Origin of the sequence: Micromonospora kangleipakensis (genome assembly GCF_004217615.1) — a bacterium.
GTDB lineage: Bacteria > Actinomycetota > Actinomycetes > Mycobacteriales > Micromonosporaceae > Micromonospora > Micromonospora kangleipakensis.
Genome location: NZ_SHLD01000001.1, coordinates 5,393,699 through 5,416,464, shown reverse-complemented (window position 1 = coordinate 5,416,464; position 22,766 = coordinate 5,393,699). Strand labels below are relative to the sequence as shown.

23 protein-coding genes are annotated in these 22,766 nt (G+C 71.9%); 11 read left to right on the top strand and 12 right to left on the bottom strand.

Features of this window, described 5'->3' with window-relative positions:
* Nucleotides 1–61: 61 nt before the first annotated feature.
* The 5 genes from EV384_RS26100 to EV384_RS26080 form a co-directional block, all read right to left on the bottom strand.
* Nucleotides 62–703, bottom strand: coding sequence for an SRPBCC family protein (locus EV384_RS26100; protein ID WP_130337367.1), 642 nt, complete (start codon nt 701–703; stop codon nt 62–64).
* Entirely contained in the window at nt 700–1,062 is a 363-nt protein-coding gene (locus tag EV384_RS26095; RefSeq protein ID WP_130337365.1) for an ArsR/SmtB family transcription factor, read from the bottom strand. The genes EV384_RS26100 and EV384_RS26095 overlap by 4 nt, the downstream gene beginning before the upstream one ends.
* A 23-nt stretch (nt 1,063–1,085) precedes the next feature.
* Complete coding sequence (locus tag EV384_RS26090; RefSeq protein ID WP_242624296.1) at nt 1,086–3,785, bottom strand: cation-translocating P-type ATPase; 2,700 nt, start codon at nt 3,783–3,785, stop codon at nt 1,086–1,088.
* A gap of 173 nt (nt 3,786–3,958) precedes the next feature.
* Nucleotides 3,959–4,630 (bottom strand): peptidoglycan recognition protein family protein, encoded by a 672-nt coding sequence (locus EV384_RS26085; RefSeq protein WP_130337361.1) that lies wholly within the window; start codon nt 4,628–4,630, stop codon nt 3,959–3,961.
* Nucleotides 4,631–4,690: 60 nt separating this feature from the next.
* On the bottom strand, nt 4,691–5,437 hold the full coding sequence (locus EV384_RS26080; RefSeq protein ID WP_130337359.1) for a lysozyme: 747 nt from the start codon (nt 5,435–5,437) through the stop codon (nt 4,691–4,693).
* A 259-nt stretch (nt 5,438–5,696) separates the two neighbouring features.
* On the opposite strand from EV384_RS26080, the gene EV384_RS26075 reads away from it, so the two are divergent.
* Genes EV384_RS26075 through EV384_RS26065 form a run of 3 tightly spaced genes read left to right on the top strand, consistent with a single transcriptional unit; the run spans nt 5,697 to nt 8,110 of the window.
* Nucleotides 5,697–6,047, top strand: a complete 351-nt coding sequence (locus tag EV384_RS26075; RefSeq protein ID WP_130337357.1) for a YciI family protein — start codon at nt 5,697–5,699, stop codon at nt 6,045–6,047.
* Nucleotides 6,048–6,065: 18 nt separating this feature from the next.
* On the top strand, nt 6,066–7,277 hold the full coding sequence (locus EV384_RS26070) for an RNA polymerase sigma factor (RefSeq protein WP_130340825.1): 1,212 nt from the start codon (nt 6,066–6,068) through the stop codon (nt 7,275–7,277).
* Nucleotides 7,274–8,110, top strand: a complete 837-nt coding sequence (locus tag EV384_RS26065; RefSeq protein ID WP_130337355.1) for an SMP-30/gluconolactonase/LRE family protein — start codon at nt 7,274–7,276, stop codon at nt 8,108–8,110. The genes EV384_RS26070 and EV384_RS26065 overlap by 4 nt, the downstream gene beginning before the upstream one ends.
* 14 nt (nt 8,111–8,124) lie before the next feature.
* Here the strand turns inward: EV384_RS26065 and EV384_RS26060 are convergent, their stop codons facing one another.
* Genes EV384_RS26060 through EV384_RS26050 form a run of 3 tightly spaced genes read right to left on the bottom strand, consistent with a single transcriptional unit; the run spans nt 8,125 to nt 11,584 of the window.
* Nucleotides 8,125–9,651, bottom strand: coding sequence for an acyl-CoA carboxylase subunit beta (locus EV384_RS26060; RefSeq protein WP_207232463.1), 1,527 nt, complete (start codon nt 9,649–9,651; stop codon nt 8,125–8,127).
* The gene (locus tag EV384_RS26055) at nt 9,648–10,373 is read right to left on the bottom strand and encodes a TetR/AcrR family transcriptional regulator (RefSeq protein WP_130337351.1); all 726 of its coding nucleotides are present in this window, start codon (nt 10,371–10,373) and stop codon (nt 9,648–9,650) included. The genes EV384_RS26060 and EV384_RS26055 overlap by 4 nt, the downstream gene beginning before the upstream one ends.
* Nucleotides 10,370–11,584: an acyl-CoA dehydrogenase family protein gene (locus EV384_RS26050; RefSeq protein ID WP_130337349.1), complete on the bottom strand. Its 1,215-nt coding sequence runs from the start codon at nt 11,582–11,584 to the stop codon at nt 10,370–10,372. The genes EV384_RS26055 and EV384_RS26050 overlap by 4 nt, the downstream gene beginning before the upstream one ends.
* Nucleotides 11,585–11,709: 125 nt before the next feature.
* On the opposite strand from EV384_RS26050, the gene EV384_RS26045 reads away from it, so the two are divergent.
* A complete protein-coding gene (locus EV384_RS26045; protein WP_242624531.1) occupies nt 11,710–12,462 on the top strand; it encodes an SDR family NAD(P)-dependent oxidoreductase in 753 nt (250 codons plus the stop codon).
* Nucleotides 12,463–12,524: 62 nt separating this feature from the next.
* A complete protein-coding gene (locus EV384_RS26040) occupies nt 12,525–14,057 on the top strand; it encodes a long-chain-fatty-acid--CoA ligase (protein ID WP_130337345.1) in 1,533 nt (510 codons plus the stop codon).
* A gap of 808 nt (nt 14,058–14,865) precedes the next feature.
* Here the strand turns inward: EV384_RS26040 and EV384_RS26035 are convergent.
* A complete protein-coding gene (locus tag EV384_RS26035) occupies nt 14,866–15,288 on the bottom strand; it encodes a hypothetical protein (protein ID WP_130337343.1) in 423 nt (140 codons plus the stop codon).
* A 413-nt stretch (nt 15,289–15,701) separates the two neighbouring features.
* Here EV384_RS26035 and EV384_RS26030 point away from each other — a divergent pair, with 413 nt between their 5' ends.
* The gene (locus tag EV384_RS26030; protein ID WP_130337341.1) at nt 15,702–16,352 is read left to right on the top strand and encodes a LysE family translocator; all 651 of its coding nucleotides are present in this window, start codon (nt 15,702–15,704) and stop codon (nt 16,350–16,352) included.
* A gap of 148 nt (nt 16,353–16,500) precedes the next feature.
* On the opposite strand, the gene EV384_RS26025 is transcribed toward EV384_RS26030, so the two are convergent.
* A complete protein-coding gene (locus EV384_RS26025) occupies nt 16,501–17,250 on the bottom strand; it encodes a hypothetical protein (RefSeq protein WP_130337339.1) in 750 nt (249 codons plus the stop codon).
* 471 nt (nt 17,251–17,721) lie between these two features.
* On the opposite strand from EV384_RS26025, the gene EV384_RS26020 reads away from it, so the two are divergent.
* Nucleotides 17,722–18,126, top strand: a complete 405-nt coding sequence (locus tag EV384_RS26020) for a VOC family protein (protein ID WP_130337337.1) — start codon at nt 17,722–17,724, stop codon at nt 18,124–18,126.
* A 257-nt stretch (nt 18,127–18,383) separates the two neighbouring features.
* Here the strand turns inward: EV384_RS26020 and EV384_RS26015 are convergent, their stop codons facing one another.
* Both EV384_RS26015 and EV384_RS26010 read right to left on the bottom strand, forming a co-directional pair.
* Nucleotides 18,384–18,776, bottom strand: a complete 393-nt coding sequence (locus tag EV384_RS26015) for a PPOX class F420-dependent oxidoreductase (RefSeq protein WP_130337335.1) — start codon at nt 18,774–18,776, stop codon at nt 18,384–18,386.
* 148 nt (nt 18,777–18,924) lie between these two features.
* Entirely contained in the window at nt 18,925–19,440 is a 516-nt protein-coding gene (locus EV384_RS26010; RefSeq protein WP_242624295.1) for a hypothetical protein, read from the bottom strand.
* Between the two features lie 184 nt (nt 19,441–19,624).
* On the opposite strand from EV384_RS26010, the gene EV384_RS26005 reads away from it, so the two are divergent.
* The 4 genes from EV384_RS26005 to EV384_RS25990 all read left to right on the top strand — a co-directional run bounded on the left by EV384_RS26005 (nt 19,625) and on the right by EV384_RS25990 (nt 22,741).
* Nucleotides 19,625–20,191 carry a GNAT family N-acetyltransferase gene (locus tag EV384_RS26005; RefSeq protein WP_130337333.1) on the top strand — a complete coding sequence of 189 codons (567 nt, stop codon included), beginning with the start codon at nt 19,625–19,627 and terminating at the stop codon, nt 20,189–20,191.
* 355 nt (nt 20,192–20,546) lie between these two features.
* Entirely contained in the window at nt 20,547–20,957 is a 411-nt protein-coding gene (locus tag EV384_RS26000; RefSeq protein ID WP_130337331.1) for a hypothetical protein, read from the top strand.
* 243 nt (nt 20,958–21,200) lie between these two features.
* Nucleotides 21,201–22,028 carry an ABC transporter ATP-binding protein gene (locus EV384_RS25995; RefSeq protein WP_130337329.1) on the top strand — a complete coding sequence of 276 codons (828 nt, stop codon included), beginning with the start codon at nt 21,201–21,203 and terminating at the stop codon, nt 22,026–22,028.
* Nucleotides 22,025–22,741 (top strand): ABC transporter ATP-binding protein, encoded by a 717-nt coding sequence (locus EV384_RS25990; RefSeq protein WP_130337327.1) that lies wholly within the window; start codon nt 22,025–22,027, stop codon nt 22,739–22,741. The genes EV384_RS25995 and EV384_RS25990 overlap by 4 nt, the downstream gene beginning before the upstream one ends.
* Nucleotides 22,742–22,766: the final 25 nt, after the last annotated feature.

Below are 22,766 nucleotides of genomic sequence, written 5' to 3'. Positions count from 1 at the left end.
CGCGAAGCCGCACGGCCGGCTGAGCGGGGCGCCCGGCTAGCCGGGCGCCCCGCGCCGCGGGTCAGGAGGCCGGCACCCCGGTGTACGCGGCGGTGGTCCGCTGCGCCGCCGCCCGGGCCTCGTCGGCCGGGGTGCCGGCCGCCACGCTCGCCTCGCACCAGCGCTCGCTGCTCAGCGTCATGAACTGGCGGCCCTCGTCGGAGCCCATCCAGGCGGCGGCCTCCGCCGGGGCGACCCCGCTGCCGTCGGCCGCCAGGTGCGAGGCCAGGCCGAGCAGCCCCATGTCCCAGCCGACGCCGGTGGCGCCCGGTCCGAACTCGGCCCAGCGCTGGTCGTCCACGTGCGCGACGTGCTCCAGCTCGAACCGGGTACGTCCCTCGCCCGCCGGGCTGAGCCGCACCTCGATCCAGCTCACCTCGCCGCCGTACTCCCAGGTCGCGGCGAAGCCGTGCGGCGGGTCGCAGCGCTCGACGGTGCCGCCCGCGTTGCCCTCCAGCTGGTAGCGGCCGCCCAGCCGCAGCTCGCCGGAGATCGGCAGGAACCAGCGGGGGATGCGGTCGGCGCTGGTGCAGGCGTCCCAGACGTCCTCCAGCGGCGCGTCGTACGTCTGACTGATGATGCTCACGCGCGCCTGCCCGGCGGGCAGCGTGCGGCTGCCGACGGTGCGCTCGACGGAGCTGATCTGTCCGATCACGTCGATCATGGTGTTCTCCTCTCGTCGGGGCCGGCCTCGCGCAGCCGCCGCTCCCGCCGGCCGCGGGCCAGTTCGGTGGCGAGGGCCTCCAGCGGCGGGGTCCAGAAGCGGCGGAAGTGGTCCAGCCAGGCGTCGACCTGGCGGAGCGGCTGCGGGTCCACCGCGTAGAGGCGGCGGGTGCCCTCGGGCCGTACGGTCGCGAAGCCGTTGTCGCGCAGCACCCTGAGGTGCTGCGACACGGCCGGTTGGGAGATGCCGAATTCCTGTTGGACCGCCGCGCAGAGGCTGCCGGCGGTCTGCTCGCCCTCGGCGAGGAGTTCCAGGATCCGGCGGCGGATCGGGTCCCCGAGGACGTCGAAGGCGTGCACGGACCCTTTCTATCAGATCTCGCTTATATAAGCGAGCGGCGTTGGTGCCGGTGTCGGCGCGCCGCCCGGCGTAGCTCGTCGGCGCCCCAGACGATCGGCGGGAACGCCAGCAGCAGCGCCAGCATGGCCGGCTCGGGCGGCCGGGTGCCGAAGACGTCCTGCACCGGCGGAACAGTGACGATCAGCGCGGCGAAGACGATCTCGAAGGCGATGCCCCGGAGCAACAGCCGGTTGCTGAACACCCCCACGGACCGCAGCGAGGCGTGTTCGGTGCGGACCGCGAAGGCCGTGCCGATCTGACAGGAGACGATGCCGAGGAAGGTCATGGTGGTCGCCTCCCGGTACGCGTCGTGCAGCGGAGTGCCCGGTCCGGTCGGCGCGCCGGGCGTCCAGCCCGCCCGCAGCAACAGTGTGAAGAACCCGCTCAGCACCAGAACCGTCGCGATCAGCCCGAGGAAACCCCAGCCCCGGATCACCATTGGGGCGTTCACCACCTTGTCGCTGCGCCGCCGGGGCGGCCGGTTCATCAGCCCCGGCTCGGCGGGCTCCCGGCCGAGTGCGAGGGCGGGCAGCGTATCGGTGCCCAGATCGATGGCGAGGATCTGCAGGACGGTCAGCGGCAGCGGCACTGTACCGGCAGAGAGCGCGAAGATCAGGAAGGGCACGACCTCCGGCGTGAGGTGCGCGAAGATGTAGACGATGAACTTGCGGACGTTGTCGTAGACCCGGCGACCGGCGGCGACGGCGGCGACGATGGTGGCGAAGTTGTCGTCGGTGAGGATCATCGTGGCGGCCTCCCGGGTGACGTCGGTGCCGGTCCGGCCCATCGCCACCCCGATGTCCGCCCGCCGCAGCGCCGGCGCGTCGTTGACCCCGTCACCGGTCATCGCCACCACCTCGTGGTTGGCCCGCAGCGCCTCGGCGATGTGCAGCTTCGCCTCGGGGGAGACCCGGGCGAAGACCACATCCCGCCGCTCGCCGAGCAGGTGGCGCAGCTCATTGGCGGCCATCCGGTCGAGCTGCGCGCCGGTGATCACGGTCGGCTCGCCCCGGGTGATGCCGACCTGCCGGGCGATCGCCGCGGCGGTCAACCCGTGGTCGCCGGTGACCATGATGATCCGGATGCCCGCGGTGTGGCAGCGGGCGACCGCCTCCGGCACCTCCGGTCGGGGCGGGTCGACCATCGCGACGAACCCGAGGAAGGTCAGCTCCCGCTCGGCGTCCGCGCGCCCCGCCGGCACCGTCGTCAGCCGGCGTCGGGCCACGCCGAGGACCCGCCGGCCCTGCCCGGCCTGCGCGGTCACCGCCGCGTCCAGCTCCTTCCGGTACGCCTCGTCGAGCGGCCGTTCGGACCCGTCCGCCCGGATCACGCTGGTGCACCGGCGCAGCACCTCCTCCGGCGCGCCCTTGGTGTGCAGCCAGAGCTGCCCGGCCTCCTCGTCGACGGTGGACATCAGCCGCAGCTTCGGATCGAAGCGGAACTGCGCCCGCCGCCCGGCATGGTCGGGGTCCGTCACCCCGAGGTCGGCGGCGAACCGGAGCGGCGCCACCTCGGTCGGGTCGCCGCTGTCCACGTGGGCGTTGTTGCAGGCCGTCACCGCGACGGCCAGCGCGCACAGCGCCGCGTCCGGTCGGGTGCCGGGACCGGGAGCCGGGTCGAGCAGCGTGTCGGCGGCCCGGACCGCCACGACCCGCATCTTGTTCTCGGTCAGGGTTCCGGTCTTGTCGGTGCAGATCACGTCGGTCGAGCCGAGCGTCTCCACCGCGCTGAGCCGCTTCACCACGGCGCCCACCCGGGCCAGGCTGCGGACGCCGACGGCCAGCGCGAGCGTGATGGTGGGCAGCAGCCCCTCCGGCACGTTGGCGACCAGCAGACCGATGGCGAAGGTGAAGGCGTCGGAGATCGACATTCCGGCGACGAACACGCCGATCGGGAAGAAGACCAGCCCGGCGCCGACCGCCACCGCGGCGATCAGCCAGGCGACCCGGCGGACCTGCTTCTCCAGCGGGCTCTCCTCGCGCCCCACCCGCTGCGACAGGGCGGCGATCCGGCCCAGCTCGGTCCGCATCCCGGTGGCGTGCACCAGCGCCCGGGCCTCCCCGCTCAGACAGTTGGTGCCGCTGAAGACCAGATTGGCGGCCTCGGTCGGCCCGCCGGCGGACGACGGCGCGTCGGCCGAGCGGTAGACCGGCTGGGACTCGCCGGTGAGGGCGGAGAGGTCGACCTCCACCAAGCCGTCGATCAGGCGGGCGTCGGCGGAGATCCGGTCCCCCTCGGCGACGGCCAGCACGTCGCCGGGGACCAGCTCTGCCGCCAGGATCTCCTGCCAGCGTCCGTCCCGTCGGACCCGGGCGTGCCGGGGCAGGTAGCGGGTGAGCGCCTCCACCGCCCGTTCGGCCTGGCGTTCCTGCGCGGAGGCGAAGAGGGCGTTCAGCGCGATCACCACCAGGATCGCCACGGCCAGCACGGCCGTGCCGGCCACCCAGGCCAGGGCCGCGGCCACCCAGAGCAGCAACGCCAACGGGTGGACGACCTGCCGTCCCAGCTCCCGCCACCAGCTCCGCCGCCGCTGCCGTCGCAGCTCGTTCGGCCCGTACGTGGTCAGCCGCCGCCGGGCCTCGGCGGTCTCCAGCCCCTCCGGGCCGGCGGAGAGGGCCCGGTACAGCTCTGCCAGCGGCGCCCGCGGGTCCGGCCCGCCGGTCGCCGCCTGCTTCTCCGCCACGGTCCCAGGCTGCGGCACGGTCCGGCCCCGGCGGGCCCGGTTCGGGGTTTCCATGACCGGACCCGCTCGGTGGTTGCGGTGAACCGCCACCAGCCCGGCGCCACGACCGGCCGACCGGATCCCGTGACCGGGGTGTTGACGACGCCGGGCTGGGGTTTCCGGGCCGCTCCTGGTCAGCCGAGCCGGGCGGCCACCGCGCTGCGCAGCTCGGGGAGCCGGTCGTGCAGCAGCCCCGGGCACTGGGTGTTGTTGAAGTCCTTGTGGCCGTAGATCTCGGTGGCCGGGATGGCGTACTGCTGGCAGGTGAACGCGCAGAAGAGCACCAGGCTGTCCCAGAGCGCCTGCGGCGGCTGCACGTCGAGGTAGATGCCCTCGTTCTCGATGCCGATGGCCTGGCTGTTCTGCCCGACGCAGTGTGCGCCCTGGACCATGGTCTGCCCGTGCAGCAGCGCGTAGAGGCTGCCGTGCCGGCCCTCGGTGAGGTACCCGCCGCGGCTGTTAGTGAAGTGCTGCCCGGAGTCGAGCCAGCCGTTGGCGTCCATGTGCAGGTTCTGGATGTCGCGGGAGTTGGCGTACGCGTGGGCCAGGCTGTAGTCGGTCGAGTTGGGGAACGCCGTGTGGTGGACGATGATCTTGTTGGGGCGGCTCTGGACCACGGTCACCGCCGACGACGGCGGCCGGGCGCCCCAGGTGGCGCAGTTGGCGATCACCGGCTGGTCGACGCGGGTGGCGAGCGCCCGGGCGCTCCGGTCGCCGGTGAGCTGGCCGAGGGCGGTGACGCCGGCGGCGGCGCCGAGCAGGACGGCGCCGCGCAGCATGGTCCGCCGGGGTACGGGGACGGACATCGGGACCTCCTCGAGGGGACGGTCCGGTGGCGGGCCGGGGCGGCCCGCCACCGGCGGCGGTCAGCAGGGTCCGTTGCAGGCCAGCACCTTGAGCCGGTCCCAGGTGCCGTTCCAGACGTTCTGGTCGCCGGGGAAGGTGCCGGAGGAGGCCCACTGCCAGAAGGAGTACGTCGACCAGCCGGCCGGCAGGGTGCCGACGGTGCTGGAGTACCGGGCGATCCAGAGCGGGTTGTTGGCGGCGAAGCCGCTGTAGTTGCCGGTGCAGGTGGTCCACCAGTCGGTGGTGGTGTAGATGGTCGCCCACCGGCCGGTGCGGGAGTGGTACTGGTTGACGAAGGAGGCGATCCAGCTGCGCATCGCGGACTGGCTCAGCCCGTAGCAGGTCGAGCCGTACGGGTTGTACTCGATGTCGAGCGCGCCGGGCAGCGTCTTGCCGTCCTTGGACCAGCCGCCGCCGTGGTCGACGAAGTAGTTGGCCTGGGTGGCGCCGCTGGTGGTGTCCGGACGGGCGAAGTGGTACGAGCCCCGGATCATCCCGACGTTGTAGGAGCCGTTGTACTGCTGGGCGAAGTACGGGTTGGTGTAGTACGTGCCCTCGGTGGCCTTGACGTACGCGAACCGGGCGCCGTTGTTCCAGGCGGCGGACCAGTTGACGTTGCCCTGGTGGCTGGAGACGTCCATGCCGGGCAGGCCGGCCGGGGCGGCGCTGGCCGGGGTGGCGCCGAGGGTGGCCGAGGCGGCCAGGGTGACCGTGGCGAGCAGGGCGGCCGCGGCGGCCCGCAGCGCCGATCTGAGGGGACGGTTCATCTTTCCTCCCGGGGGGATGCCGCAGCACGCGGCGGGAGTGGCGAAAGGAACTGTCAGTATTAGGTCACAAGGTGAAGATTAACTTCAATAGATACATGGAAGATTTTCTCTACGATGCGGCGGGTCGCGGCTCAGCCGGCGAGGGCGGCGAGCACGTCCGCGGAAATCATCCCGGCCGGCGTGTCGATCCGGCGGTGGCCCGTTCGTGTGGAGGGTGAAGGGGCCGGCGACGGACCGGCCGCCGGGCGAGGAGGAGACCGTGAAGCAGTACCTGATCAGCATGTACCAGCCGACGGGCGAGGCGATGCCCGAGCCGGAGTTCCTGGCCGAGGTGATGCGCAAGGTCGACGCCATCCACGACGAGCTGGTCGAGGCCGGGTCGTGGGTCTTCGGCAACGGGCTGCACGCCCCGGAGACCGCCACCGTGCTGCGTCCGAAGGGGGAGGAGGTGCTGGTCACCGACGGGCCCTACCTCGAGGGCAAGGAGTACCTCGGCGGTTTCACCATCATCACCGCGCCCGACCTGGACGCCGCCCTGGAGTGGGGCCGCCGGTACGCCCTGGCGACCACCCTGCCGATCGAGGTGCGCCCGTTCCAGGGCGAGGTCTGACCGTCGCCGATGCCCGAGCTGACCGACGTCGAGCGGGTGTTCCGCGCGGAGTACGGCCGCGCGGTCGCCGTCCTGGTCCGCGTCCTCGGCGACATCGACCTCGCCGAGGAGGCGGTCCAGGAGGCGTTCACCACGGCGGTCGGCCGCTGGCCGGTCGACGGGGTGCCGCCGAGTCCCGCCGGCTGGATCATCACGACCGCCCGGAACCGGGCGATCGACCGGCTGCGTCGCGAGGCCACCCGGGCCGACCGGCACGCGCAGGCCGCGCTCCTGTACGCCCGCGACGCACCGGCGGAGGAGGGACCCGTGCGCGACGACCGGCTCCGCCTGATCTTCACCTGCTGTCACCCGGCGCTGGGCGCCGTCGCCCGGGTCGCGCTGACCCTGCGGCTGCTCGGCGGGCTGAGCACCGCCGAGATCGCCCGCGCCTTCCTGGTGCCGGAGCCGACCATGGCCCAGCGCCTGGTCCGGGCCAAGGCGAAGATTCGGGACGCCGGGATCCCGTACCGGGTGCCCCGCGACGCGGACCTGCCCGACCGGCTCCGGGCGGTGCTGGCCGTCGTCTATCTGATCTTCAACGAGGGGTACACCGCCAGCTCGGGGGAGCGGCTGGTCCGCGACGAGCTGTGCGCCGAGGCGCTCCGGCTCGCCCGGCTGCTCGCCGAGCTGATGCCGGACGAGCCGGAGGTGCTCGGGCTGCTCGCGTTGCTGCTGCTCACCGAGGCGCGCCGGCCCGCCCGCACCGGACCGGACGGCGCTCTGGTGCCGCTGGCCGAGCAGAACCGGGGCCGCTGGGACCGCGAGCTGATCGCCGAGGGGCACGCGCTGGTCCGCCGCTGCCTGCGGCGGGGCCGGCCCGGGCCGTACCAGATCCAGGCGGCGATCACCGCGGTGCACAGCGACGCGGCGACCGCCGCGGAGACCGACTGGGGTCAGATCGTCGCGCTCTACGACCAGCTCATGACGGTCGCCCCCGGCCCGGTGGTCGCGCTGAACCGGGCGGTCGCGGTGGCCGAGGTGGCCGGGCCGGCCGCCGCGCTCGCCCTGGTCGACGAGCTCGACCTGGCCGGCTACCACGTCTTCCACGCCGTGCGCGCCGACCTGCTGCGCCGGCTGGGCCGCACCGGGGAGGCCGCCCGGGCGTACGAGGCGGCGATCGCGCATACCGACAACACCCCCGAGCGGGAGCACCTGCGGCGGGCCCGCGACCGGATGGGGAGGCACCGATGACGGCACCACGCGTACTGGTGGACGGACTGGCCTTCGGGGAGTCGCCGCGCTGGCACGACGGGCGGCTCTGGCTGGCCGACTGGGGCGCCGGGGAGGTGCTGACGGTCGACGCCGACGGCGGGACCGAGGTGGTCGCCCGGGTCGACGGCCTGCCGATCTGCCTGGACCGGCTGCCCGACGGGCGGCTGCTGGTCGTCGCCGGCGGCGCGGGGCGGCTGCTGCGCCGGGAGCCGGACGGCGTGCTGACCCCGTACGCCGACCTGCGGTCGCTGGTGGCGCACCCGTGGAACGAGGTGGTGACGGACGCGCGGGGCAACGCGTACGTCAACACCATCGGGTTCGACTTCCCCGCGGGCGAGTTCGCGCCGGGCGCGATCGCCCTGGTCCCGCCCGACGGGCCGCCCCGGCTGGTGGCCGACGGTCTCGCCTTCCCCAACGGCATGGCGCTCACCCCGGACGGCGGCACGCTGATCGTCGCCGAGTCGTACGCCGCCCGGCTCACCGCGTACGACGTCGCCGCCGACGCCTCGCTGACCGGTCGGCGGGTGTGGGCGGAGATCTCCGGTGCCGCGCCGGACGGCATCTGCCTCGATGCCGAGGGCGCCGTCTGGTACGGCGACGTGCCGAACCGCTGCGCGGTGCGGGTGGCCGAGGGCGGCCGGGTGCGGGACCGGATCGACCTGGACCGGGGCTGCTTCGCCTGCGCCCTCGGCGGGCCGGACGGCCGGACGCTGTTCCTGGTGGTCACCGAGTGGTCCCCGCGGGCGTTGGCCGGCGGCCCCCGCACCGGTCAGGTCCGCACCCTGACCGCCCCCGCCCCGGCGGCCGGCTGAACATGCGGCGACGGTCAGCAGAGCGCGGCGATGAGCCGGTCCCGGGTGTCCGCCGGGTCGACGACGTCGTCGAGTTCGAAGCTCGCCGCGGCGGAGAGCGCCCGGCCCCGGTCGTAGGCGTCGGCGACCAGCTCGTCGTATCGGCGTCGGCGCTCGTCCTCGTCGGCGATCGCGGCCAGTTCCCGGCGATGACCGAGGCGCACCGCGCCCTCCAGGCCCATCGCGCCGACCTCGCCGGTCGGCCAGGCCAGGGTGAGGCGGGTGGTGTGGAAGCTCCCGCCGGCCATCGCCATCGCGCCGAGGCCGTACGCCTTGCGCAGCACCACGGCCACCAGCGGGGTACGCAGCGACGCGCCGGCGGTGAACAGGTCGCCGACCGCGCGCACCAGCCCGGTCCGCTCGGCGTCGGGGCCGACCATGATTCCCGGGGTGTCGCAGAGGCTCACCACGGGCAGGCCGATCCGGTCGCAGAGCCGCAGGAACCGGGTGGCCTTGCCGGCGGCGGTGGCGTCGATGGCCCCGGCCCGGTGCATCGGGTTGTTGGCGATCACCCCCACCGGACGCCCGTCGAGCCGGGCGAGGGCCGTCACCAGGGACCGGCCGTGCCGCTCCCGCAGTTCGAGCACCGAGTCGACGTCGAAGAGCAGGCGCAGGACGCCGCGGACGTCGTAGGCTCGGCGCCGGTTCTCCGGCAGGACGTCGCGCAGCCCGCGCTGGTCCGCGCGGCGCCCGTCGGTCGGGGTGCCGTCCGCGTGGCCGAGGACGCGCCGGGCCAGGCGGACCGCGTCGGCGTCGTCGGCGGCGGCGAGGTCGACGACGCCGCTGGCCAGGTGCGCGTCGAGCGGGCCGACGTCCCGCGCCGCGACCACGCCGAGCCCGGCGGCCTCCACCATGGCCGGTCCGCCCATGCCGATGCTGGCCCCCGCGACGCCGATGGTGACGTCGCAGATGCCCAGCAGTGCCGCGTTGCCGGCGAAGCAGTACCCGGCCGCGACCCCGACCCGCAGCGAGCGCAGCCGGGCCAGCGACGCGAAGGTCGTCAGCTCCAGACCGGCCACAGTCGGGTGGTCGGTGTCGCTCGGGCGGCCGCCGCCACCCTCGGTGAGGACGACGACCGGCAGCCCGTCCCGGGCGGCGACGTCGAGGAGCCGGTCGGTCTTGCGGTGACCGGTGACGCCCTGGGTGCCGGCGAGGACGGTGTAGTCGTACGCCACCGCGGCCACGCGCGCACCGCCGACCCGGCCGACGCCGACGAGGACGCCGTCGGCGGGGGTCGCCGCGGCGAGCTCCGCGAGCGGCCGCCGGGACCGCTGCGCCGCCACGGCCAGGCCGCCGTACTCCAGCCAGCTGCCGTCGTCGATCAGGTCCGCGAGATTCTCCCGTACGGTGCGCCGCCCGGCCGCGTGCCGCTTGGCCGTCGCCTCGGCGCGGGCCTCGTCGCGCAGCCCGGCCTGGCGCTGGAGCACCTCGGCCAGCTCGGCGCGGACGGGTTCCCCAGGCTCCGCCGTCCCGGATCCCGGGGGCGGCTCCTCGTCGCTCACGGGTTCTTGCTGGCCGGGCTCGGCCCGCACCGCTGGGCGTCGCTGCCGGCCGGGCGCCGCCCGGGCTCGGCGGGGTGCGGCGCGACCGGCTCCGGTCCCGGCGGGCGCAGGCCGCCGAGGAAGAGCGCGACGAGCTGGTGACCGACCTCCGCGAAGGTCAGCGGCCCGTCGGGGTGGAACCAGGTGTGCGTGTTGCCCAGGGCGCTGAGGAACGCGTGGGTGATCACGGTGGCGGAGAGGTCGGTACGCACCACGCCGCTGGCCTGCCCCTCGCGCACCAGGTCGCGGAACAGGTCGTGGTAGCGGCGCCGCTCCCGGCGGGTCGCCTCGGCCTGCTCGTCGTCGAGCAGGTGCGCCGATCGGGCCCAGACGGTGAGCTCGTCGGCGTGCTCGGCGGTGTGCTCCACGACGTCGAGGGCGGCCGCGCGCAGCCGCTCCTCGACCGGTCCGGCGCCGTCGGCGATCTCCCGCAGCCGCTGGGTCTGCTCGGCGAGCAGCTCCCGGTAGATGCTGGTGAGCAGCTCGGACTTGGACCCGAACCAGTGGTACAGGGCGCCCTTGGTGACCTCGGCCGCGGCCACGATGTCCTGCACGCTCGTCGCCTCGTAGCCGCGTCGGGCGAAGAGTTCGGTGGCGGCCGCGACGATGCTGCGCCGGGCCGAGCCGCGCGGCGCCCGCCGGCGCCCGGCCGCGGCGGGCGGCTCGGTGGTCGCCACGGTCATCGCGACTCCAGCTGCCGGCGGATCTCGCGCCGGGCGACGTCGCGTACGTGCACCTCGTCGGGGCCGTCGGCGATGCGCAGCGTGCGGGCGCCGGCGTACATCGAGGCGAGCGGGACGTCGTCGGAGACCCCGGCGCCGCCGTGCACCTGGATCGCCCGGTCGAGCACCTCGAGGGCGACCCGGGGAGCGATCACCTTGATGGCGGCGATTTCGGTCCGCGCGGCCTTGGCGCCGTACCGGTCGATCATCCAAGCGGCCTTGAGGGTGAGCAGCCGGGCCTGCTCGATCGCCATCCGGGACTCGGCGATCTGCTGCTGCACCACGCCCTGCTCGGCCAGCTTCCGACCGAAGGCGACCCGGGAGGCGGCGCGGTGCACCGTCAGCGCGAGCGCGCGCTCGGCCAGGCCGATGGCCCGCATGCAGTGGTGGATGCGACCGGGTCCGAGCCGGGCCTGGGCGAGGGCGAAGCCGCCGCCCTCCTCGCCGAGCAGGTGCGACGCCGGCACCCGGACGTCGGTGAAGACGACCTCGCCGTGGCCGTGCTGGTCGTGGTAGCCGAAGACCGGCAGCGAGCGGACCACCTCGACGCCGGGGGTGTCCACCGGCACCAGGATCATCGACTGCTGGCGGTGGGTGTCGGCCGTCGGGTCGGTCTTGCCCATCACGATCATGATCCGGCAGCGCGGGTCGGCGATCCCGGTGGTCCACCACTTGCGGCCGTTGATGACGTACGAGTCGCCGTCGCGTTCGATCCGGGTGGAGATGTTGGTGGCGTCGCTGGAGGCTACGTCCGGCTCGGTCATCGCGAAGGCGGACCGGATCTCGCCGTCGAGCAGCGGGCGCAGCCAGCGTTCCTGCTGCTCGGCGGTGCCGAACATGTGCAGGATCTCCATGTTGCCGGTGTCCGGCGCCGCGCAGTTGATGGCCTCGGGGGCGAGCTCGATGGAGCGGCCCGTCAGCTCGGCGAGCGGGGCGTACTCCAGATTGGTCAGCCCGGAGACAGCGGGCAGGAAGAGGTTCCACAACCCCCGGCGGCGGGCCTCGGCCTTCAGGTCCTCGACGACGGCGGGCAGGTGGTGCAGCTTGCCGGCCGCCGCGAGCTCGGCCCGCTGCGCCGCGTAGACCGGCTCGGCCGGGTAGACGTGGTCGTCCATGAACTCCTGGAGTCGCTTCAGGTGCTCGGCACCGCGTGCGGTCGGTTCGAAGTCCATGGCTGCCTTCCCATTGACGCGCATGTCGGCGGCTCGCTACCGTCGCCGGACGCCGAACATACCGGCTGGTCGGTATGCCGTCCAGGGTGCGGCGCAGCGAACGTGAGGAGTCCCAGGTGAGCGTGATGGACCGGTTCCGCCTCGACGGGAAGGTCGCCGTGGTGACCGGCGCCTCCTCCGGCCTGGGGGTGTCGTTCGCCCGCGCGCTCGCCGAGGCCGGCGCCGACGTGGTGCTCGGCGCCCGCCGGGCCGAGCGACTGCCGGAGACGGGCGCGCTGGTCGAGGCGGCCGGCCGCCGGTACGCGGCCCGCGCCACCGACGTCAGCCGGCCCGAGGACTGCGAAGCGCTGATCGCCACCGCCGTCGAGCACTTCGGGCGGGTGGACGTGCTGGTCAACAACGCGGGGGTCGGCACCGCCGTTCCCGCGACCCGGGAGACGCCGGACCAGTTCCGCGCCGTCGTCGACGTCAACCTGATGGGCAGCTACTGGATGGCGCAGGCCTTCGCCCGGGCCGCCACCAACGGCGGGGCGATCGTCAACATCTCCAGCGTCATCGGCCTGCGCCCCGGCGGCATCCCGCAGGCCGCGTACGCCTCCAGCAAGGCCGGCGTCATCGGCCTGACCCGCGACCTGGCCGCCCAGTGGACCGGCCGCAAGGGCATCCGGGTCAACTGCATCGCCCCCGGCTTCTTCCAGTCGGAGATGAGCGACCAGCTGGAGCCGGGCACCTTCGAGATGGTCAAGGCGCTGGCGCCGGCCGGCCGCCTCGGCGAGCACGAGGAGCTCGCCGCCACGCTGATCTGGTTGGTCAGCGACGCCTCGTCGTACGTGACCGGAGCGACCGTGCCCGTCGACGGCGGCCTCGTCATGCCGTGACCCCCCACCCCCGGTCGGCCGGTGCCCGGACCGGGAGCCACCCGCCGCACAGGAGGTGCCGCATGAGCTTCAACCTCGCCACCATCCTCCGGGAGCCCCGCCGGGAGCACCCCGACAAACCGTTGTGCCACCTCAACGACCTGACCTTCACCTACGCCCAGGTCGACGAGATGTCCGGGCGGGTCGCGGCGGCTCTGCTGGGGCTCGGGCTGCGGCGCGGCGACAAGGTGGCCGTGCAACTGCCCAACCTGCCGCAGTTCCTTTTCACCTACTTCGCCATCCTCAAGGCGGGCCTGGTCATGGTGCCGCTCAACCCGCTGCTGCGCGCCGGCGAGGTGGCCTACCACCTGGCGGACTCCGACACGAAGGTCTTCATCACCTTCGAGCTGTTCGCGGCGGAGGCGGCCAAGGGGGCGGCCGAGGTCGACAGCGTGACGACGTACGTGGTGAACCTGCCGGGCAGCGACCGGCGGCCCGAGGGCACCCGACACTACGACGAGTTGTACGCCGCCGAGGACAGCGCCGAGATCACGCCGACGAACGCCGACGACACCGCGGTGCTGCTCTACACCAGCGGCACCACCGGCCGGCCCAAGGGCGCCGAGTTGACCCACTTCCAGCTCTACATGAACTGCACGGTCGGCGGCGACCTGTTCGGCTTCGCCGACGACGACATCGGCCTGGCCGTCCTGCCGCTGTTCCACGTGTTCGGGCTCTCCAGCGTGCTCAACGTCGCCGTCCGCTACGGCGGCACCATCGTGCTCGTGCCGCGCTTCGAGGTGGAGCCGGTCGTCGAGGCCATCGAGCGGCACCGCTGCACGATCTTCTCCGGCGTCCCGACCATGTACTTCGCGCTGATCCAGGCCGACCTCACCGGTCGGGACCTCTCCTCGCTGCGGGTCGGTGTCTCCGGTGGCGCGGCGATCCCCGGCGAGGTGATCCGGGCCTTCGAGGAGAAGTTCCCCGGCGTGGTGATCCTCGAGGGGTACGGGCTGTCGGAGACGGCCAGCACCACGACCTTCAACATCAGCGCCGAGCAGCGCAAGGTGCTCTCGATCGGCAAGCCGATCTGGGGGGTGGAGACCCGGATCGTGGACGACCTCGACCGCCCGCTCCCACCCGGGCCCGAGCACGTCGGCGAGATCGTGGTGCGCGGCCACAACGTCATGAAGGGCTACTACAAGAACCCGGAGGCGACGGCCGAGGCATTCCGCGGCGGCTGGTTCCACACCGGGGACCTGGCGTACGCCGATGCCGACGGCTACCTGTTCATCGTCGACCGGAAGAAGGACATGATCATCCGGGGCGGGTTCAACGTCTATCCGCGGGAGATCGAGGAGGTGCTGTACGCCCATCCGGCCGTGGTCGAGGCCGCGGTGATCGGCCGCCCCGACGAGAAGCTGGGCGAGGAGGTCGTGGCGGTGCTCAGCGTCAAGCCGGACGCCGAGGTGACGCCCGACGACCTCGTGGCGTACTGCAGGGAGCGGCTCGCGGCGTACAAGTACCCGCGGCAGGTCCGCATCGTCGCGGAACTGCCGAAGGGACCGACCGGCAAGCTCCTCAAGCGGGAGCTGAAGGGGGAGCTGCCCGGGTGAGCCAGGTCGCCACCGGTCAGCAGGGTCCGGACCGGTTGGCGCCGCAGCCACGCGGCACGAACCCTGCACAGCGAGTGCAATAACCGTGGTCGGCAGGGTTGCGGTGACGAGGACGCCGCAGCTCGCCGGCGACCAGGTTCTCGTGGCGCTCGATATCTTCTCAACGCGGCTCTGACCTGGCTGTTGTCTGGATTGGCCCCGCCTTCGTGCCGCGGCGGCAAGCAGAGCCTGAACGGCGGAACATGGACGAGCATCTCCCTCCCGGCGACCCTCACCACCACCGTCGTCCGGACATTGGCTCCCGGTCACACCTACCGCTTCCGGGCCCGGTCGAGCGACCACGCCGGCCTGTGAAGCGGCTGGCAGTACGGCCCGGTGCTGACACCGGCCCTCCACCAAAGACCTCCACCTCGCTGACCTGGTCCGGGACCTGGACCCGGACGGCGCTGACCGGCGCCTGCGGCGGCCACGTCCGGTACTCCACCCGGGCCGGCGCCCGCGCGACGTTCACCGCCAGCACCCGCGCCGTCGGTGGGGTCGCGGCCCCGGCCGCGGCAGGGCGATCGTGTACGTCGACGGAACCGCGGTGGCGACGGTGGACCTGTACGCCGCGACGGTCCAGCCGGCGACGGTGGTCTACGCGTACTCGTCGGCGTCGACCGGCACCCACACCGTCGTCATCTCGGTGGCGGGAACGAGCGGGCGATCCCGGGGTGGACGTCGACGCCATCGTCTCGCTGCGCTGACCGACCCGACGACGTCAGCCGCACAGCATCCGCACCAGCCGGGCCGGACCATTAGAACCGGGTCATCCGGTGGCGGACCTTCGTCTGCGACCGCCCTTCGCGATCGCCTCGGCGCGCCGGTGCCACCCATCGACCGCTTCCCGCAGCTCACCCGGCTCCAGATGCCACTCCTGCTCCCGCACCGGCAACCGTCGCAGCGTTGTCAGGAGGTGGTCGACCTGGCCGATCATGCCGCCGCGCCTCCTGGCCGCCATGGTCCGGCCCGAGTCGGTCAGGAAGAACCGCCGCTGCGATGTCGAGATGAGATCGACGCCCCGCAGCCGACGCACGGCTTGCTCAATCTCGTTCTCCAACAGGATCGCGTGGTTGATGGCGTCCCCGGCGGCGACCACCTCAGTGAGGGAGGAACCCTCATCTCCGTCGAGCACCATGATGGCGGCCAGGACCCACGCGTCGGACCGCGCCCACTCAGCTGAGCCCTCCATCCGAGCAGTGTCTCACCGCCGGTAACCGCGAATCACCATGCCGGCACCGGCAGGCGCGCGGAAAAAGCGGCATGTGCGGACGTCGACGTGGGGCAGCCTGGGCAGGGTAGGCAGTGCATTTCCTGACCTTTAGGATGACCTCCGCCGGCTGGTTCGACCGCTCATTGGACGAGTTCGAGTTCCAGATGCCCTACGGCAGTCGCCCAGAGGAGCGGGCCCGGCCGGCCGCGGCCAGGGCCAAAGTTTCCGGACCTACCTGCCCTACGACAGCGACTGCTACGACTACCCGATGCGCCGGCTCGCCGAGCGCGCCTCGAACGTGGTCTTCTTCGCCCGCGCCCTGGTCCTCAGCGGTAGTCGGCTGGCTTGGGAGAGGGGTTGAGCGGGGCGGCGCCAGCCGGAATGATCCACTAATGGATCTCGTCGCCTCGCTACCTGCCTTCGTTGTTGCCGTTGTGCTGATCTCGGCATCTCCAGGTCCTGCGATGGCGCTGATCATGCGTCGGGCCGCGCTGCGCGGATTCGCCGGAGCGGTGCCGACCGTACTGGGACTGGAGGCCGGTCTCTACCTCTGGGCGTTGTTCGCCGCCGCAGGTCTGGCAGCCATGGTTGCCGCTTCGGAAGCAGCCTTCATTGTCCTCCGGGTGATCGGCGCGGGATTCCTGATCTATCTAGGAGTCAAGGCGTGGCGGACCGCCTGGCAGAGCCGGAAGCTGGGGTCGGTCCAGGAGCCGACCGAGAACCTGCTGTCCAACCCGAAGCGGGGCTGGTGGAAGCCCTTCGGCGAGGGTGCGTTGGTGATGCTCGCCAACCCGAAGGCCGCCGTGTTCATGATCGCGTTCTACCCCCAGTTCGTGCCGGCCGACCGGCCGTTGTTCGCGACCACCGCCCTCCTTGCACTGCTCCAGGTAACTGTCGAGATCGTCCTGTACCTCGGTCTGGCGGCCGTGGTCGGGCGAGCGGGCGCGTGGTTCCGCAGACCGGTGATCCGCCGTCGACTGGAAGCGGTCAGCGGCACCGTGCTCATCGCCCTGGGGCTACGGGTAGCCGCCGCGACCCGCTAACCGCCGCGACCCGCCCAAATCCCCCGTTTGGGGGGTGGCACCGGGGTCGGGCTCGTCGACGGAAGAGGCCATGCTCAGTCGGCGGCAATTGCGGACGTCGGAGGATCCCGTCGTTTGGCCAGCTCGCCGGCGCATGCCACATGCTTGGTCAGCCGGGTTCGTTGATCTGGTCGATGATCTGCGGGTTGGTGGCCCGCCACTCGCTACTTGTGAGGGCGCGGGCTCGTTCGGCCAACCGACGAAGGGCTGCTATCGCCTCCTTGTCCAGCTGCGAGCCGCTGTAGCCGACGTAGGCCACGATCCCCTGTGCTGGCTCCCAGGCGAGCGTGGCGTTGCCGCCGGATATGTGCGAGACGACAGCCGGTCTACCGTGGACCAGCCCTCCGTCGTCGGCTCGCGCGGCGTAGAGCTGATCTTCGAACCCGCCGCCGCTGGTCACCCCGGTGAAGGTCAGACCGCTGCCGAGCGCCTCTTGCTCTCCAACCTCAGCGCTGCCGTAGCGGATCTCGTGGATGGTGGGCGGCCGGTACGGACCCCTAGACAACACCACATACCCGACTGGTTGGTGCATGATGGGCCGGCCGGCCACGACGGTGGTGCGGGCAGCGATGGCAATCAGCTCGACCTCGCTCAGGTCACCACGGATTCGAGCGTAGGCCTCGGCAACCGGCCAAATGACCGTACCGCCTTCCGCCCTGCCGATCACCCCGCCCACATCGACGCTGCGGCCCACCCTCGGGGCGCCAACCGGAAACGTCACAACCGCCCCGTTTCTCCCGAGTGAGCCGTCTGGTCGACGCACAACCAGAGTCCACGGGTCATTCACCGCCGTGCGGTCACAGCTCTCCAGCGTTGAACCGCGCCCGGCCGAGACCCGAGCGATGAGCAGGCCGGCCACCGGGTCCACCGCCGCAGGGCTCTGGGCCCAACCGACCGGCACGCACGCCGGGCCCGCTGAGGTGTCCACCGGCACCGGGCTCGGGCTGGGGCTCGGGCTCACAATGGTCACCCGCCGCACCCCACTATCGCCGGAGTCAACGACGGTCACAGCGAGAACAGCGGCAGACGACAAGACAACCCCGATCACGACCAGCCACCGCGGTAGCGGCCGCCGGGGCTTGTCTGAGCCGAAGCTGACAATGTCCACACCGCCATCATCTACCTTGCTAGGCACGTCCTCGGTGACCCGGCGCCTGAACGCGACAGGCCCACTCCTACTCCCGGCGAGCCAGCCGTACGACATTCACAGCGGCTGACATGACAGTGCACGTGATCACGGCGGCTTGCTGTGCTCGCATCTGCTCGCAGCCGCCAGGCCCGCTGGCGGAGGTGTCGTCCCCCTCGCCCGGATGGCACTAATCTGCCGAGCATGCGCATGTTGCACCTCGGGCTGCGGGTCACCAACCTGGAGCGCTCGCTCGCCTTCTACACAGCGGTCGGGTACGCCAGGATCGGCGGTGTCCCCGAGACAGAGTTCGGCAGCCTGACCATGCTTCAGCTTCCCGACGATCCGTTCGCCAGTCTCGAGCTCGTGTACGACCCCGCGAGACCGGTTGAGGACATCGGCGCCGTCAACCACCTCGTCGTCCAGGTGGACGACCTCAGCGCCACGATCGCCGATCTGGCAACCAGGGGCGTCATGGCCGAGCCGCCGACGGAGCTGGGGCCGGGGATGCGGACGTCATGGCTCACCGATCCCGACGGCTACAGGATCGAGCTCGTGCAATGGCCACCCGATCATCCGGCCGGCATGACGGCGGCCGATTTCGCCTGACCGGCCTGGCCGAACACGAATCGTGGCCGGCTTCATCCCGCTCGACCTCCTGCCGTTGCACCTCGTGCCGCCTCCGCGACAAGACCGGCCGGTCTCGATGAGCATCGGAACCGCCTCAGCCGCACCCAAGCGACGCGCCCGACATTGGAGGTGAGCGGCTACCGCCGGGCAGCCGGGAGCGCGGTCCGCGGCAGTTGAGTGCGCCACCTGCATTGGCAAGACGATGGTCGTACCCCGCGGAGCGCTGTCCCGGACGGTCAACCCGGAGAACTGATCTTCTCCGCCTCAATCGTCATGATCACGCGAGTCTGATCACGGCCACCGAACCACGGATAGGGGCGGCCGAGGTACTTCTGGGACAGGCGGTCGATGTGCTCGACGGCGCCGTGCTCGGTCAGGTCGAGGACCCGGCCGCGTACCGCGATGTAGCGACTCGGGTCCTCCGGGTCGGCGATCGCTACCGCGACGCGCGGGTCGCGTACGACGTTGCGCACCTTCTGAAAACCCTGAACGGTGTTGATGACGATGTGCTTGCCGTCGGTGTCCACCCAGGTCTCGCTGATCTGAGGTGACCCATCGGGCATGAGCGTCGTGATGAAGCAGATGCTGGGCCTATGGAGCAGGTCGACCAGGTCCTCGGGTAGATCCATGATCCGACACTATGCCGCACCCAGCGCCGCCGGGGTGGACAGGCCCGCATAGTGCACTGACTTTGGCAAGACTGCCCCTCGAGCGTCACCGCAGTGCCTGACGGGCGCGCGATCGGCGGCAAATCCGGATGTTGCCGGTTGGTGTTGATCAGTCCGTCATGAAGTTCCACCGCGCGGGCAGGGCGCTGTTGCAGAGGGCGCAGGTGAAGTCGTCGTCCCGCACGATGTTGCGCTCGATGCAGGTGGGACAACGACGGAAGACAACCTTGTCGGTGAAGTTGCCGGGATGGCGTACGCCCACGTGGTCGAGCGCCCCAGCCACGGCAGGCCAGGAGTCCGGATCAGGGCAGTATCCGGTCGACTGATTGGTCACCTCGGCCACGCACCAGCCGGTCTCGGCAGAAGCGAACGTCATCTCCCCGGCGGCGAGGACGTCCGTCCCGCCCGCGAGAGCGACGTGTTCACTGCGACGGGGCGCCAGCCTGAGCATGCCGTCAAGAGCAACGACGAACGTAAGGGGTTCGACGAGGTCCCCGCGGTCCCGCCTGGCGAGCCGGGCGTCGAGCGAGGCAGGCGTATCGATGGCGGCAACAGCGTCCACCGCGACCACCTGATCGCGTAGCTCCGCCGGACCGACATAGCGGTACCGCATGGTCTGCGCCACCGCGCGACAGTATCCAGCGGACACGGAACACGTCTAACGAAAACAGGCCACATAGGCGACGCCCAAGTAACGCCCGGACGGCGACAGGAGAGTTCGGTCGCGGCCGGGTAAGTGAGGACGCAGGCGCCGGACGGGGCCCGGTATATGGCTTGGAATGCCTCCTCGCTTGGCTCACGATGAGCGCATGTCTGATCCCGAGGGTGCGGCTGATGCCGTCGCGACTGACCGCTTGATCCTTCGAAAGCCGAGGCGGGCGGACGTACCGGAGCTGTTCGTGCTGTACGCCGACCCACGAGTGTGGGGGCCCGACCCGCTGAGTCGCCACGATACGATCGAGCAGACCGACAGGATGGTCGATAACTGGTGTGCGGCTTGGCGGCGTGATGGCCTGGGAATGTGGACCGCTTACGGTGCGGACAACACCTTCGTCGGCATTGGGGGCTGCTTCGTCCGCTACGGCGTCGCGTGGAATCTCGGCTTCCGCCTTCTTCCAGGGTTCTGGGGACAGGGCTATGCGCAAGAGATCAGCGCAGCAGCGACGACGGCGGCGCGAGTTCTTCGCGCCGACCTGCCAATGACCGCTTACCTGTTGGAGGGCAACGAACGGTCTCGGCGGGTTGTCGAGCGTACCGGGCTCAGGCTGGCCTGGCGCGGCGCGGACGCGGGGAATCCCGACGCCTCGGCCGTTCGACTGCTCTACAGCGATCGGCAGCTGTCCCAGGAAGCCGTGACTGCTCTGACCGAGCGCTGAACACGCTGGACATAGCTTGCCCCGCTACTCATTCCGAAGCAGTATGAGGCAATCGGGAAGCGCACTGTCATCGGCATGACCGCGCGACCGGCGGCAGCCGAGTGCTCGACGTACCGCACTCCACGCTGCCTTGCACGAACGGTCCGGCTGGCCACGATCGAACAGTTCGGCGCAAACTGCGTGGATCAGCTGGCCGGATTCGCAGTTGTCAGAACCGACGATCGCAGCCGGGAGAACTCCCACTACTCGCGCTGAACGCCAACGCACTCAGCTCGGCAGATTTGGTCGTCTCGGCTGCGCTGCCAACGGCATGTGAGGTCGTTCCTGGTGGCGAAGCTACGACACGATGACAGGCGTGGCGGACGTCGGTAACCACCAGGGCCAGCGGCTCTGGAACGCGACTGTCACGGCGTTCGCGGTCCTGGATGGATTCGGCGTTCGGGTATGTGAGCCGCACCTGGATGCCTGGCGAGGCGCTGACGTCGTCGTGGCCAGCGAGACTGTCACTATCGCGGTGGCGGCGGACTGGTTGGAACGCGAGTTGGCGGTGTGGGTGCACGTCGTCGGAGCGCGCCCCATGCCTGTCGAAAACCTCATTCCCGAGCTGCACGGACTCCTGCGGCTGCCCCGTGACGCGACGCGCGGCGCGCTGCAACGCCGCCTCGAACGCATCGTGCAGGCACTCCAGGCACGAGCACCAGAAGTCCTCGATGGCGGCCAGCGAGCGCTCGCCCGCGTTCTAAAGGCCGGCGGCGAGGCGACGTAACGAGTCAGGGCGTGGGCTGACCACCGGTACCCCGGTAGCCACCGAGGGTCACATCGCCACGCGCTGTGGTCACCGGCCGGCGGGGTGCGAGCGTCCCGGCAGGGCACGCCGACGTCACAGCGTCGTAACGCAGCATTGACGAGCTCCGCTCGAAAGTTACACTCCCGGTGTAATAACCAGCCCCATGCTTCGCCCGAGCCGCCCAGCGCATCCCCCGTCGCCGCGTCTTTGCAAGAGGTGAAGATGAGCCCTCCACCCACCGACGGAATCGATCTGGCCCTTCAGCACGTCGGCGTGCGCTTCGGCGGGCTGGTCGCCCTCGACGACGTCTCCCTGCGGGTGCCGCCCGGCCGGATCGTCGGCGTGATCGGCCCCAACGGCGCCGGCAAGACCACCCTGTTCAACGTGGTCTGCGGGTTCGTCCCGCCGACCAGCGGTGCGCTCACCCTCGACGGCCGGCCGTTCCGGCCGCGCCCGCACCGGCTCACCCGCCTCGGCATCGCCCGTACGCTCCAGGGCGTCGGCCTCTTCCCGGGTCTCAGCGTCGTCGAGAACGTGATGGCCGGCGCCAGCCACGCCGCCCGGGCCGGCTTCGCCGCCGCCCTGTTCGGCCTGCCGCGCAGCGACCGCGACGAGCGGCGGCTGCGGGACGTGGCCCACGACCTGCTGGCCGAGCTGGGCGTCGCGGAGCACGCCGCGGCGGCCCCCGCCGCCCTGCCGTACGCCGTCCGCAAGCGGGTCGCCCTCGCCCGAGCGCTGATCGCCCGGCCCCGCCTGCTGCTGCTCGACGAGCCGGCCGGCGGCCTGAGCGCCGAGGACATCACCGAGCTGGGCGAGCTCGTCACGGCGCTGCCCGGCCGGGCGGGCGGGGCCTGCTCGATCATGCTCGTCGAGCACCACATGGACCTGGTGATGTCCGTCTGCCACGAGATCGTGGTGCTCGACTTCGGCCGGGTCATCGCCGCCGGCACACCCGAGCAGGTGCGGGACGACCCGCTGGTGACCGAGGCGTACCTCGGCGCCGACGTCCCGGCCGGGGCCGCGGCGCCGGGCGCGGGGGCCTCCTCGTGAGCGCCCTGCTGGAGGTGGAGGCACTCAGCTCCGGCTACGGCCCGGTCCCGGTGCTGCGCGACGTCACGCTCAGCGTGCCCGCCGGGACCGTCGCCGCCCTGCTCGGCGCCAACGGCGCGGGCAAGACCACCTTGCTGCGCACCCTCTCCGGCCTGCTCCGACCCACCGGCGGGCGGGTCCGCTACGACGGCGCGGACCTGCGCGGCGTACGGGTGGAACGCCTGGTGCGGCGCGGCCTGGCGCACGTGCCCGAGGGGCGTGGCATCGTCGCCGAGCTGACCGTCGAGGAGAACCTGCGCCTCGGCGGCCTGTGGCGCCGGGACCGGGCCGACGCCCGCCGGGCGCAGGATGAGGTGTACCAGCTCTTCGAGCCGCTGGCCCGGCGCCGGCGGCACGCCGGCCACCAGCTCTCCGGCGGGGAACGGCAGATGCTCGCCATCGGGCGGGCGCTGATCGCGCGCCCCCGGCTGCTCCTGCTCGACGAGCCCTCGCTCGGGCTCGCCCCCCGGGTGGCCGCGCAGATCATGGCGCTGCTGCGCCAGCTCTGCGACAGCGGCGGCCTGACTGTCCTGCTCGTCGAGCAGAACGTGCGCAGCGCCCTCTCCGTCGCCGACCAGGGCGTGGTGATGTCCCTCGGGCGGGTCGTGATGGCCACCCCGGCGGCGCAGCTACGCGACGACGCCACCCTCCGGCACGCCTACCTCGGGTTCTGACCGCCCGCCACGCAGGAAGGATCCG